This window comes from Pigmentiphaga sp. NML080357 (assembly GCF_002188465.1).
In the GTDB taxonomy this organism is placed as follows: Bacteria; Pseudomonadota; Gammaproteobacteria; order Burkholderiales; family Burkholderiaceae_B; genus Pigmentiphaga.
This window is the reverse complement of record NZ_NINW01000046.1, coordinates 1-12,843: the sequence shown is the minus strand read 5'-3', so window position 1 is coordinate 12,843 and position 12,843 is coordinate 1. Positions and strand designations below refer to the sequence as shown.

12 protein-coding genes and 1 other RNA gene are annotated in these 12,843 nt (G+C 66.5%); 4 read left to right on the top strand and 9 right to left on the bottom strand.

Going from position 1 to position 12,843, the window contains the following annotated elements; genetic code table 11:
• Positions 1-2 precede the first annotated feature (2 nt).
• Positions 3-563: a bacterioferritin gene (locus tag CDO44_RS20905; RefSeq protein WP_087782223.1), complete on the top strand. Its 561-nt coding sequence runs from the start codon at positions 3-5 to the stop codon at positions 561-563.
• Between the two features lie 45 nt (positions 564-608).
• Here the strand turns inward: CDO44_RS20905 and CDO44_RS20900 are convergent, their stop codons facing one another.
• The 4 genes from CDO44_RS20900 to CDO44_RS20885 form a co-directional block, all read right to left on the bottom strand.
• On the bottom strand, positions 609-1,418 hold the full coding sequence (locus tag CDO44_RS20900) for an EAL domain-containing protein (RefSeq protein ID WP_087782222.1): 810 nt from the start codon (positions 1,416-1,418) through the stop codon (positions 609-611).
• Between the two features lie 119 nt (positions 1,419-1,537).
• Positions 1,538-2,473, bottom strand: coding sequence for a ribosome small subunit-dependent GTPase A (gene rsgA / locus CDO44_RS20895; RefSeq protein ID WP_087782221.1), 936 nt, complete (start codon positions 2,471-2,473; stop codon positions 1,538-1,540).
• Entirely contained in the window at positions 2,470-2,814 is a 345-nt protein-coding gene (locus tag CDO44_RS20890; RefSeq protein WP_198951411.1) for a 4a-hydroxytetrahydrobiopterin dehydratase, read from the bottom strand. The genes rsgA and CDO44_RS20890 overlap by 4 nt, the downstream gene beginning before the upstream one ends.
• A gap of 61 nt (positions 2,815-2,875) precedes the next feature.
• Positions 2,876-4,108 (bottom strand): M48 family metallopeptidase, encoded by a 1,233-nt coding sequence (locus tag CDO44_RS20885; RefSeq protein ID WP_087782322.1) that lies wholly within the window; start codon positions 4,106-4,108, stop codon positions 2,876-2,878.
• 188 nt (positions 4,109-4,296) lie between these two features.
• Here CDO44_RS20885 and orn point away from each other — a divergent pair, with 188 nt between their 5' ends.
• A complete protein-coding gene (orn, locus tag CDO44_RS20880) occupies positions 4,297-4,842 on the top strand; it encodes an oligoribonuclease (protein ID WP_087782219.1) in 546 nt (181 codons plus the stop codon).
• A 33-nt stretch (positions 4,843-4,875) separates the two neighbouring features.
• Here orn and CDO44_RS20875 read toward each other — a convergent pair whose 3' ends face one another.
• The 5 genes from CDO44_RS20875 to trxA all read right to left on the bottom strand — a co-directional run bounded on the left by CDO44_RS20875 (position 4,876) and on the right by trxA (position 10,743).
• Positions 4,876-6,297, bottom strand: coding sequence for an MATE family efflux transporter (locus CDO44_RS20875; protein ID WP_087782218.1), 1,422 nt, complete (start codon positions 6,295-6,297; stop codon positions 4,876-4,878).
• Positions 6,294-8,096 carry a glycosyltransferase family 39 protein gene (locus CDO44_RS20870; protein ID WP_233146294.1) on the bottom strand — a complete coding sequence of 601 codons (1,803 nt, stop codon included), beginning with the start codon at positions 8,094-8,096 and terminating at the stop codon, positions 6,294-6,296. The genes CDO44_RS20875 and CDO44_RS20870 overlap by 4 nt, the downstream gene beginning before the upstream one ends.
• 115 nt (positions 8,097-8,211) lie before the next feature.
• Positions 8,212-8,472, bottom strand: a complete 261-nt coding sequence (locus tag CDO44_RS20865; RefSeq protein ID WP_087782217.1) for a type B 50S ribosomal protein L31 — start codon at positions 8,470-8,472, stop codon at positions 8,212-8,214.
• 489 nt (positions 8,473-8,961) lie between these two features.
• Positions 8,962-10,224: a transcription termination factor Rho gene (rho, locus tag CDO44_RS20860; protein ID WP_087782216.1), complete on the bottom strand. Its 1,263-nt coding sequence runs from the start codon at positions 10,222-10,224 to the stop codon at positions 8,962-8,964.
• 192 nt (positions 10,225-10,416) lie between these two features.
• Positions 10,417-10,743, bottom strand: a complete 327-nt coding sequence (trxA, locus tag CDO44_RS20855; protein WP_087782215.1) for a thioredoxin TrxA — start codon at positions 10,741-10,743, stop codon at positions 10,417-10,419.
• A gap of 403 nt (positions 10,744-11,146) precedes the next feature.
• Here trxA and ffs point away from each other — a divergent pair.
• Together ffs and dnaX are read left to right on the top strand one after the other, a co-directional pair.
• Positions 11,147-11,244: signal recognition particle sRNA small type (ffs, locus tag CDO44_RS20850), an RNA gene on the top strand.
• 293 nt (positions 11,245-11,537) lie between these two features.
• The coding region (gene dnaX, locus CDO44_RS20845) for a DNA polymerase III subunit gamma/tau (protein ID WP_144389563.1) at positions 11,538-12,843 on the top strand (1,306 nt) is incomplete at its 3' end.

The window sequence follows — 12,843 nt, the reverse complement described above, 5'->3', positions numbered from 1 at the left end:
ACATGGAACAGGCGTTGAAGCCGCAAGCCCCCAGTGCCCAGAAGTTCTCGATCGACGTGGAAGCCATTCGCGCCCGGGCGCGCGAACATCTGGACGACGGCGCCGTCACGGAAGACTATGGCGCGGATCGCGAGGCGGTGCTGAAGATGCTCAATGAGGCGCTGGCCACGGAACTGGTCTGTGTGCTGCGCTACAAGCGCCACTATTTCATGGCCCGCGGCATCCATGCCGACCCGGTGGCCGCGGAGTTCGCCGAGCATGCGGCCCAGGAGCAACAGCACGCCGACCAGATCGCGCAGCGCATCGTCCAGCTGGGTGGCGCCCCGGACTTCTCGCCCGCCGGCATGCTCGACCGCAGCCACTCGCAGTACGTCGAGGCCGATACGCTCGAGAGCATGATCAAGGAGAACCTGGTGGCCGAGCGCATCGCCATCGACAGCTATCGAGCCATGATCCGCTACCTCGCCGACAAGGACCCTACGACCCGGCGCATGCTGGAGGAGATCCTGGCGGTCGAGGAAGAACACGCGGACGACATGTCGGACCTGCTGCAGCGCGGCTAGGGAGCGGCGCGGCTCGACGGGGCCGGGCCGCCACGGGACGGCTTCTCAGCCGTTGGCGCGGGCGGCCGGCACCTTGCCGATCGACGCCGAAGGCAGCCCGAACAGATAGCCTTGCGCATACCGGGCGCCCAGGCTTGCAAGCCGCTCCAGCGTGGCTTCATCTTCCACGCGCTTGAACACCACGCGGCTGGAAAGCGCGGAAGCGGCCTGCAAGAGGGGCGGCAGTTCCCGCTCCGGATCGGCGATCGTGCGGACATCGAGCTTGATGACGTCGGGCGCATGCAGGTGCAGCAGCGATTGCGCCTCGCTGGCGTCGTTGGCGTGCACGCCGGCCTGGAAGCCGGCTTTCTTGTAGTTGCCGAGGATGACGCCGGCCAGCAGCACGTCCCGCGCAGCCTCGGCCGGCAGTTGCAGCACGATGCGCGAGGGCGGGATGCCCAGGGCTTCGATCATCCGGCGGAATGCCTGCCCATGATCCTGCGTGATGGCCGCCAGCAGTCTGCCGTGGACGCGCAGGTAGAGCGGCAATTCGGCATCGGCCTGCGAGAAGTAATTCAGCGTATGGACCAGGCGGCACAAGCGGTCGAGCCGCACCAGCGTCGCGTCGTCGGCCGCCCGCGAGAACAGTCCCCACGGGCTGATGACGTCGCCGTCCGTCGCGTGCGAACGGGCGTAGGCGTCATAGCCCACGGGATTGCGGGTATCGAGCCGGATGACCGGCTGGAAGCCGCTGGCCAGTTCGAATTCGTAAAACCTGCCGAGCACGGTGCCGTCGCTGGCCAGGCTGAGCGCGGCGTGCATGTCGGGTTGGCTGGACAGTTTTTCGATCAATTTCCGGATTGCCGCGTAGGCCACGGGATGCTCCTGAAGGGGCGTCGAAGGCGGCCCGGATGGGCCGTGTCCAGCGTAACGCCGATCACCATAACGCCAAACGATTGTTTTGCTGATCGAATATTTCTTCAGGCTTTAAGCGCTCAATAGCGCTGGCCCAGTTGCATGTCGTCCAGCAGCCGCCGGTACAGCGCATGCCGTTGGGGAGCGATCCGGCCTTCCTCCAGGGCGCCGAGCACGGCGCATCCGGGCTCGTGCGTGTGGGTGCAGTTATAGAAGCGGCATTTGCCCAGGTAGGGAGCGAATTCCGGGAAACCGTCGACGATCTGGGATGCGTCCAGATGCTGCAGGCCGAAGGCCTGGAAACCCGGCGAATCGATCAGGTCCGCCCGCGCGGCCACGTCCGCCGGGAGGTGGTAGAGGCGGGTGCTGGTGGTCGTGTGCTTGCCGGCTCCCAGCGCCTGCGAGTGCTCCTGGGTGGCCGCGGCGGCGCCGGGTACCAGGGCATTGAGCAGTGTGGATTTACCCATGCCGCTCTGGCCCAGCAGCAGGGTGGTGCGGCCGGCCAGCCTCGGCGCCAGGAGAGCGCGGGTCGCGGCCGCGTCGCGGGCGCTGAGTTCGAGCACCGGCACGTCGAGCGCCGCGATGGGGGCGAGCCTGGCTCGGGCGGCGGGGAGGCCGGCGGGGCGGTCGATCTTGTTCAGCACTACGACGGGTTCGACGTCGGCGTTGCGCGCGCCCACCAGGGCTCGGCCGACCAGGTCGTCGGAGAAATCCGGTTCGGTGGCGACGACGATGAGCAGCAGGTCGACGTTGGCGGCGAACTGCTTGGTCCGCATCTCGTCGGACCGATAGAGCAGGTTGCGGCGCGGGAGGACCGACTGGATCGCCCCTTCAGCCGGCCCCTCCGGCGCAACCATGACCCAGTCGCCCACGGCTGCCGTGCCCTTCTTGCCGCGCGGATAGCATTGCCGGGTCGATCCGTCGTCGAACTCGACCGTGAAATGGCGCCCGAAGGCGGCCACGACCCGGCCCCGGAGGCCGGCGCCGGCCTGTGCGGGCGCGCGCCGCGGCTTCATGATTCGTAGAGCGCGTCTATCTTGGCCGCACAGATGAAATCGTTGATGGAGATGCCGCCTATCGCGTGCGTGGTGTAGCTGACGCGCACCTTGCCGTAGTTCACCAGCAGCTCGGGATGGTGATCCTCCTGGTTGGCGACCCCGGCGACGGCGTTCACGAACGCGATGGTCTGCGGATAGTCCCTGAATTCGTAATCGCGTACGAGGGCGTTGTCGTGGCGCGCCCAGATGGGCAGTACGTGGATCTGCTCGTCGATGTGGGCCGAGCTCATGGGGAGGCGGTTCTTCATGGGCACGCAGCGGCCCCCACGCAACTGCTCAAGACTCAATACGCGATTCATGCCTGTTCCTGGAGAGGATCGAAGTTTTCGGCCTGCGTGGCCGGGTTAGCGTGAAGAAACCTCATGCGGCATGCGGCTTCGGGCGCAGCCTGCCGATGCGTATGCTGGCGGGCGGATGCGAGTCGTAGAAGGCCGAATGCACGGGGTCGGGAGTGAGCGTGGCCGCATTGTCGTCGTACAGCTTGACGAGCGCCGAGACCAGGTTGGCGGGATCGGTCTGCTCGCTGGCGTAGCGGTCGGCTTCGAACTCGTGCTTGCGCGAATACCAGCTCGCCACCGGGATGAAGGCGAATGTGAATACCGGCGCCACGAGGAAGAACAGGATGAGGGCGAGGGCGTCGTTGCGGCCGTCGAGCAAGGGCAGGACACCCAGGCCGGTGTAGAACCAGACTTGCTGGGACAGCCAGCCCAGCAGCGCGAAGAAGAGGAGCGAGATGCCGAAGCCGAAGGTCAGCCGCTTGGCGATGTGGCGGTGCTTGAAGTGACCCAGCTCGTGCGCGAGCACGGCTTCGATTTCCTCGGGCGCCAGGCGCGCCAGCAGCGTGTCGAAGAAGACGATGCGCTTGCTTTTTCCCAGGCCGGTGAAGTAGGCGTTGCCGTGCGCGGAGCGTTTGGAGCCGTCCATGACGAACAGGCCGTTCAGGGCGAAGCCGGTCCGGCGAGCGAGCGCCTGGATCCGGTCGGCCAGCGCCTGGTCGGCCAGCGGCGTGAACTTGTTGAACAGCGGTGCGATCACTGTCGGAAAAAGCAGCATGACGAAAAGGTTGAACACGACCCACAGGCCCCAGCCCCAGAGCCACCAGTAGCGCCCGGCTTCCGCCATGAGCCAGAGCAGCGCCGACAGCAGCGGCAAGCCGAACAGCAACGCCAGCGCGACGCCCTTTACGGTATCGGCCGCGAACAGGCGGAAGGTCATGCGGTTGAACCCGAACCTGGCTTCGAGCACGAACTGCCGCCACAGGGTGAAGGGCAGGTCCAGCACCGCCAGCAAGGCCGCCACCATGCCGACCAGCAGCAACTGCCGGACGAAGTCGGACGAGGCCAGGGCGGCGGCCAGTTCGTTCAGCGCCTGCAGTCCGCCCAGCAGCGTCAGGCCGACAAGGACCGCGGTATCGAAGACTAGGGCCACGGCGTCGAAGCGGATGCGCGCGAGGGTGTAGTCGGCCGCGCGGCGATGGCTGGCCTCGCCTATGCGGTCCGCGAACTCGGCGGGCACCCGGTCGCGATGGCGGGCGACGTGGCGCGTCTGGCGGGTCGCGAGCCACAGGCGGGTGGCGACCCCCGCCAGCAGCATGAAGACGAACAGCAGGGTAAACACGATGGCGGCTCGTTGTCAGTGGGCGTACGCACAAGTCCGGACGCGCTCCCGGAATGCGCTCGGGGGAGCGGAAGCGCCAGCCTGTGAGAAAATTGCCATTTATGCGCGCGCGGCAGCCGTGGCGCTGCGCGTGCGACTATGCATAGCTCCGGAGCACCGATTATATGGCGTTGAACGAAAATCACCTGGTTTGGCTCGACATGGAAATGACCGGCCTGGACCCGGAAAAGGAACGCATCATCGAAGTCGCGGTGGTGGTGACCGACGCCCAGCTCGAGGTGGTCGCCGAGGGGCCGGTGCTCGTGCTGCACCAGCCGGACGCGTTGCTCGACGGCATGGACGCCTGGAACAAGGCGACGCACGGCCGGAGCGGCCTCATCGACAAAGTGAAGGCTTCCTCACTGACCGAGGCGCAGGCCGAGGACATCCTGCTCGAGTTCCTTGCCCGGTACGTGCCGGCCGGCAAATCGCCGCTGTGCGGCAATACCATCAGCCAGGATCGCCGCTTCATGGTGCGCTACATGCCGCGCCTGGAGGCATTCTTCCACTACCGCAACCTGGACGTCAGCACCCTGAAGGAACTGTGCCGGCGCTGGAAGCCCGAGATCTACAAGGGGTTCGAGAAGAAAAGCCGGCACGAGGCGCTGGCCGACATCTACGAGTCCATCGACGAGCTCAAGTACTACCGCGAGCATTTCCTGCGCGTGTAGCGGCAGGGACGGGGCATTTCGCCGCCCGCGCCGTCAGGCGAGCGCCGGTTCGGTTTCGCGCCGGCCCGCAACCCGCCAGTAGCAGTATTGCAGCATCAGCGCCGACACCGCCATGCTGAACGCAGCCATCAGCCACATCGTGCCGGCGCCCACAGGCGCCCCCGGCATCAGCATCGCGACCAGGCCGCTCAGCGCGCCGGCGCCCGGCCCGAACCCCAGCCACCAGCCGCCGAACAGGCCTATGCCCCATAGCGCGCCGGCCTGGATCAGCATCGGCACCACCGCCACCTTGTAGGCGCGCAGCAGATAGCTGGTCATGCATTGCAGCGCGTCGAACAGGTGGAAGAAAGCGAGCATGCCGAGCAGGCCCACGGCCACGGCGCCGACCTCGGCGTCGCTGGTGTAGGCCCGGACGATGGGCTGGCGCGCCAGGATCACGACGCCGATGGTCAGCAGCGCGCCCAGGGTGCCGATGGCCAGCCCTGCCGAACCCGTCCGGCGCGCGCGCAACGGATCGCCGGCGCCGATCGCCTGGGCCGTGAGCGCGCCGGTCGATACGCCGAGCGCAAGCGGCATCATGAAACACAGCGCCACCAGGTTGGCCATGATCTGGTGGCCCCCGGTGGCGTAGATGCCTTCGCGCGCCACCAGCAATGCCATGAAGGTGAACGAGGTGACCTCGATCAGGTATGACGCGCCCATGGGAACGCCCAGCCGCAGCAGTTCTCCCAGCGTCTTTCCGTCGGGGCGCCCGATGCGCAGCCCGAACTGGCGGTAGAACGGATCGCGGCGGAGCACGATGGCGCTTGCCCCGACGCTGATCCAGAACACCAGCGCCGTGGACAGGCCGGCGCCGACCGCCCCCAGGGCGGGAAGGCCGAACTTGCCGTAAATGAAGAGCCAGTTGAACAGGGCCTTGAAGCCGATGCCCGCGATGTTGATGGCCATCACCACCTTGGGTCTGGATACGGCGGTATTGAGCGCGTAGACCGTTCTGAACACCAGGGCTGCCGGCAAGGCCAGGATGAGCATATACAGATAGCCGCGCACCTGCCCGCGCACGGCGGGATCCACGTCGCCCGACATCGCCAGCCAGGCGTCCGGAAACATCATGGCCAGGCCGCCCAGCACCGACAACCCGAGCGATAGCCAGACCGCCTGGCCCCAGGCATGGCCGATGTCCGTCAGGCGGCGGCCGCCGAAGTGCTGGGCCGCAATCGGGATCAGCGCGTGCAGCACTCCCGTCAGGCCGATGAAAACGGTGACGTAGATCGAAACGGCCAGCGCCATCGCCGCCAGTGCGACGGGAGAGGCATGGCCGGTCATCGCGGTGTCGAGCACGCCGAAGGCCATGCCTGCCCATTGGCCGACCAGCACCGGCCAGCCTTGTTGCAGGATGCGGCGCAGGGTTGCTCCCCAGCCGGCGGGAAGCGCGCCCGCCGCGTCTGCGCTCACGAGGCGGGACGCCCGGGCGGGGCCGGACGCAGCAGGATGAAGTATTCGCGGAACTCGGGCGCGCGGCGGAATTCGGCTGCGCGCGTGCCTTCCCACAGCACGCGGCTGCCGGCATATTCGCCGCGCTGGACCGCATTCCACAGGACGCTGGCATTGCCTTGCAGCAGGACGAGCGGGCAATCGCCGCTCAGCTCGAAGCGCAGGTCGTCGAAGACCGCGAACGAGGCGCGCTGCGACAGCCCCAGGCCGGAACTGCGCACGCATTCCCGCTTGCCGGTGCGTGCCTGCTCTTCGGCCAAGGCAAACGCCACGCTGCTGGAAACCTTGCGGTAGCTCTTGTTGTAGTTGATCGACGGCAGCCATAGCGTCATGATCAGCAGCCAGCACGCGACCACGCCGCCCGCCGAGAGCACGGTGCCGCGCCACAGGCCTGTCGGGCGCGTGCGGAACCGCCAGATGATGAGCGCTATCCATGCGGCGGTGGCGGCCAGCGCCGCGGTAAAGGCGAACAATGAGAAGTCGGCGTCGAATCCCGGTGTCTGGCGGGCGATGTTGCGGGCGATCTTCGGCGGCACGCCGGTCATGATGGCGATCCAACCCATCCAGACGACGCACGCGGCGGCCGAGAACACCATGACGGCAAACCAGTCCAGGGCATTGATCAGGCCGCGGCGCAGCGTGGGCAGCGCAAGCGCGCCCAGCATGGCGCACGGGATGACGAGCGCCATGTATTCGGCGTCCACGGGTTCGCGCGCCACGCAAAGCATGACCAGCCCCGCCAGGGCCAGGGCGCCCGGGATCTGCACGTGAGGCGAATCCAGGTAGGCGCGCCAGCGCCACAGCGCCAGCAAGGCCAGCGGGCCGGTCGGCCACAGGAACCAGGGCATGTTGCGCATCGCGCTGGACAGCCCCTTCGGCGTGAGAATGCCGAACACGCTGGCGTTCCATTCCCACCAGCCGTTCATCCAGTACGGCTTGAGCAAGGCGGCGGGCACCCACCAGGCCAGCGACAGGGCCAGGCCCAGGGGCAGGCTCAGCAGCGCGATCCAGCGCAGTGCCGGGCGTAGCGCCCGGCAGCGCCAGGCGAGCAGCGCAATCGCGAGCAAGGGCGGCGCCACGGCCGGGAGTCCGCGCGCCAGGAATGCCCCGCCCAGCGCCACGCCCAGCGTCAATGCCGCCGCCCGGGGGTGGTCGAGCATGCGTGCGAGCGAGTAGAAAGCGAGCGCGTGAAAGGCCAGGCTGGCCGGTTCGGCGGAGGTTTCGTGGCTGCGCCAGAGCACGCCCAGGGTGGCCAGCAGAAGGAGCAGCGCCGCATCGGCCAGCATGCGGCCGTAGTCGCGAGGCTCGGGCTGACCGCCGAAGGGCAGCGCCAGCGGTTGCGCCTCGGCGCGGCGGCCAAGCAGATAGGCGCCATACCAGAGGCTGGTGCTGGCGATGCCGAACCAGATCAGGTTGGGAATGCGTCCCGCCAGGATGTGCCCGAGCACCGGCGAGAACAGCCACATGCACAGGGCGCCGACCCAGGTGGCGAGCGGCCCCTCCTGCGATACCGCGACCCCCGCCGCCTCGGGCGCCAGCCATTGCTGCCAGCCGCCGTCGTAGGCGCTCCACATTTGCGCCAGGCCGATGACGTCTTCGCTCTTCCAGGGCTCGCGCATGACCAGGCCGGTCACGATGTAGAGCAGGCACAGGGCCAGCAGGCTCCAGCGCGGGAGCTTGGTGGCCGCGACCGCGGTCAGCCGCGCCGGAGTGGGCGGCATGATCGACGAGTAGAACGAGGACGGAAAGCGAGTGGGCATCGAACCGCTGGAATTACCTAACAGGCGATAAGTCGAATTCTAGTGTCCCGGAGCGCCGCCCCAGACAAAAAAGGCAGCCGCGAGGGCTGCCCTTTTTGGTGGAGGACGGTGCCGTTCAGGCGGACGTCTTGCCGGTCGTGCGGGCGAAGCGGGCGCGGAACTTCTCGACGCGGCCGGTTTCGACGATGCGGGTCTGCGCACCGGTGTAGAACGGGTGCGATTCAGACGTCACGTCGCACTTGAAGAGCGGGTAGGTCTTGCCATCGATTTCGATGGTTTCGCGCGTGTTCAGGGTGGAGCGGGTGATGAACTTGCTGCCGGTCTGCAGGTCCTGGAACACGACGTCGCGGTATTCGGGGTGGATGCCTTCTTTCATGGTCTTCCTTGGATAGTGCGGGTCGCCAGCCGGGACGAAGGTTTGCGCTTGCGGGCGTCCCTTCAGGGCGGCTTCCTTTGCTGGAGCGCCGGTCCGACAACGTGCCCAATTTCTAGAGCTAAGCCTTGAATTATCGCGGGATTCTCGGATTTGTGCAATCAACCGCGATGATTTAACAGCATTTTGAGCTGTAAATGCATCATTTTGGGCTGTCGGGCGCTTTATCCGGCCGAGGTTTTGCCGCAAGGAGCAGGAAAAGCCGAAAACGTTGAGGCCTGCGCAGGAGGGAAAGGCATGAAAGAACGCCATTCCCCACCAGCCTGGTGTACCCCGGGATGCGGCGGATCCGGCTCCGCCGGTCCACCCGCATCGCCCCCCGGACCCGGCGCTGGGCCGCCCCAAGGCGGGGCCCGGCCCCTTGGGGGCTGCCGCGTAGCGGCTGGGGGCCTACCATTCCGGGCGCGCGCAGCGCGCAGGGGGTGGGCTTCCCTAACCGCCCTTTTTCATCATGTCGAAGAACTCGGCGTTGTTCTTCGTCGAGCGCATCTTGTCCAGGATGAATTCCATGGACTGGATCTCGTCCATGTCGAAGATGAACTTGCGCAGCACCCAGACCTTCTGCAGCACGTCCGGCTTGATCAGCAGTTCTTCGCGGCGCGTGCCGGACTTGTTCAGGTTGATGGCGGGGTAGACGCGCTTCTCGGCCAGGCGGCGTTCCAGGTGGACTTCGCTGTTGCCGGTGCCCTTGAATTCTTCGTAGATCACGTCGTCCATGCGGCTGCCGGTCTCGATCAGCGCGGTGCCGATGATGGTGAGCGAACCGCCTTCCTCGATGTTGCGGGCCGCGCCGAAGAAGCGCTTGGGCCGCTGCAGGGCGTTGGCGTCGACGCCGCCGGTGAGCACCTTGCCGGAGGCGGGGACCACGGTGTTGTACGCGCGGGCCAGGCGGGTGATGGAGTCGAGCAGGATGACGACGTCGTGCTTGAGTTCGACCAGGCGCTTGGCCTTCTCGATGACCATCTCGGCCACTTGCACGTGGCGGGTGGCCGGTTCGTCGAAGGTGGAGGCGACCACTTCGCCGCGCACCGAGCGCTGCATTTCGGTCACTTCTTCCGGACGTTCGTCGATCATCAGCACGATCATCGTGACGTCGGGATGGTTGGCGGTGATGGCATGCGCAATGTGCTGCATCATCACCGTCTTGCCGGATTTCGGGCTTGCCACCAGCAGGCCGCGCTGGCCCTTGCCGATGGGGGCGAAGATGTCCATGATCCGGCCGGTCAGGTTTTCTTCGCTCTTGATGTCGCGTTCGAGGCGCAGCGGCTTGTTCGGGTGCAGCGGCGTCAGGTTCTCGAACATGATGCGGTGCTTCATGGTCTCGGGTGCCTGGCCATTGACCTTGTCCACCTTGACCAGCGCGAAGTAGCGCTCGCCATCCTTGGGGGTGCGGACTTCGCCTTCGATGGAGTCGCCGGTGTGCAGATTGAAACGGCGGATCTGCGAGGGCGAGATATAGATGTCGTCGGTGCTGGCGAGATAGGACGTTTCGGGCGAACGCAGGAAGCCGAAGCCGTCGGGCAGCACTTCCAGCACGCCGTCGCCGAAAATCGGTTCGCCCTGCTTGGCACGCCGCTTCATGATGGCAAACATGAGTTCCTGCTTGCGCAGGCGGCTGGCGTTCTCGATTTCGAGGGTGGCAGCCATTTCCAGCAGTTGCGATACGTGCAGCGCCTTCAGTTCGTTGAGATGCATCTCGGGTAAAGCTCCGGGGGGAGTTCTTGGTGGTGACACGTCCCCGTTAGAGGACTTTGCGCAGAGAGTCTGTCGCTCTTGGGGCGGAGGGCTGGTTCCCGAGGCCGGGGCGCACCGCCTGTGCGCAAGAGAGGGCGTGGTTAGGGTTGATCGGAAGGACCGGCGGGGAGCCGGTCCGTCGTGGCTACTGATTTATAGCGAGCTATCCAGGAAGGCGGTGAGCTGCGACTTGGACAGCGCGCCGACCTTGGTGGCGACCACCTGGCCGTTCTTGAACAGCATCAGGGTGGGGATGCCGCGGATGCCGTACTTGGCGGCCGTGGCGTTGTTGTCGTCGACGTTCAACTTGGCGATCGTCAGCTTGCCCTTGTACTGCGTGGCGGCTTCTTCCAGGATGGGCGCGATCATCTTGCAGGGACCGCACCATTCGGCCCAGTAATCCACCAGGACCGGTTCGTTGGCTTGAAGTACGTCGGCATCGAAGCTGGAGTCGCTCACGTGCTTGATCGCGTCGCTCATGGTTTTCCTTCTGGAGGTATGCGCAAAGCGCAGGGAAGAATCGTGCAGTGCGCGGTAAAGGTAATGTCGTTCGATAGCTATATATGGGCGGCAGTGCTTGGATTCCAGACCCCTGCGGGGAATTTTTTTATGCGCGGATCCTGACGGGAGTACCCCTTGGCGATGCGTGGGTGCGCGATGCGCGGAGGGGGCGGGGCAGGTAGGCGCCGGAATCGGTCGGCGTAGAGCCCGAGATAAACCAATGGTAACCGCAAAAAAGCCGTTTTTCCAAGTGTCCGTGTCCGGACGGCGCGATTTTTTTCAAGGGAGCGCCTTCCCGCGCCGCACCGGACCGCATGCGTTGGGTATTTGCCACGGGCATCGCGGCCGGCGGCAGGTTCTCGTACCTGCTACACTTGCAAGTGGCGGGCCCCTTCGCATGGCGGAGCGGTGAACCTGGTCAGGTCGGGAACGAAGCAGCCATAGTCGTATCCCGTCAGTGCCGAAGTCAGGCTCGCCATCTATTGCCCCCCCTACGCGCTTGCGCGCGTCCCCCAGGGGCGGCACTGGCGGACCGGCGGAGCCGGATCCGCGGTGCCCTGGATCAAGGGGCATGGCGCAGTGAACCAGCGACTTCTCCCATCCCCATCCCCCAGTTCCTAATTCCTAATCGAGCAGCCACCACGGATAGGCAAGCACGCCGTTCCCGGCCAGCCTGGCAGTACCCCAGGATGCGGTGGATCCGGCTCCGCCGGTCCACCCGCATCGCCCCCCGGGGGGCGCGCGTAAGCGCGTAGGGGGGGTACAATCGCTACATGACTTATCTGGTGCTTGCGCGCAAATGGCGGCCGCGTTCATTCGATACGCTGGTCGGACAAGAACACGTGGTGCGTGCGCTGACGCACGCCCTGTCTACGCAGCGGCTGCACCACGCCTGGTTGTTCACGGGTACGCGCGGGGTGGGCAAGACCACGTTGTCGCGCATCCTCGCCAAGTCCCTCAATTGCGAGACGGGCATCACGCCGGCGCCGTGCGGCCAATGCCGCGCGTGCACCGAAATCGACGCCGGTCGCTTCGTCGATTACCTGGAGCTGGACGCCGCGTCGAACCGGGGCGTGGACGAGATGACGCAACTGCTCGAGCAGGCCGTCTATTCGCCGACATCGGGCCGCTTCAAGGTCTACATGATCGACGAAGTGCACATGCTCACGGGACACGCGTTCAACGCCATGCTGAAGACGCTGGAAGAGCCGCCGCCCCACGTCAAGTTCATCCTGGCCACGACCGACCCGCAGAAGATCCCCGTGACGGTCCTGAGCCGCTGCCTGCAGTTCAACCTCAAGCAGATGCCGCCCGAGGCCATCGTCGGCCACCTCGAGCACGTGCTGGCGCACGAGCAGCTGCCTTTCGAAATCCCGGCGCTGCGCCTGATCGGACAGGCGGCGCGCGGCTCCATGCGCGATGCGCTGTCGCTGACCGACCAGGCCATCGCCTATAGCGCCGGCAACCTGTCGGAAGAGGCCGTGCGCGGCATGCTGGGCACCATCGACCAGCGCCACCTGGTCCGGCTGCTGGATGCGATCCGCGCGGCGGACGGGGCCGCAGTGGTAGGCGTGGCCGACGAACTGGCGGCGCGAAGCCTGTCGTACACCGGGGCGCTGGCCGATCTGGCGGTGATGCTGTCGCGCATGGGCATGGCCCAGCGGGTTCCCGCCACCTTGTCCGACGACGATCCGTTGTCAGGCGACATCCTGCGCCTGGCTGGCCAGTTCAGCGCCGACGAGATCCAGCTTTTCTATTCCATTGCCGTGCACAGCCGGGCCGAGCTCGCGCTGGCGCCCGATGAATATGCGGGCTTTGTGATGGCCTGCTTGCGCATGCTGGCGTTCACGGCCGACCCGCAGGGGGCGTCCGGGGAAGCGGCTCCGGCCGCGCCGCGGTCCGCGGCCTTGAAGGCGGCGCCCGCCGTGGCCGCGGCCGTCGCGGGCGAAGGGGCCAATCTCGTGCTGCTCGACCGGCGCGAGCCTCGCCTGCCCGAGGGCATCGATGCGTCGGCCTGCCTGGTCGCGCCGGTCGACCTGCTCGACGCAGGCCAGGTGTCGGCTGCCGCGGATCTGGCCC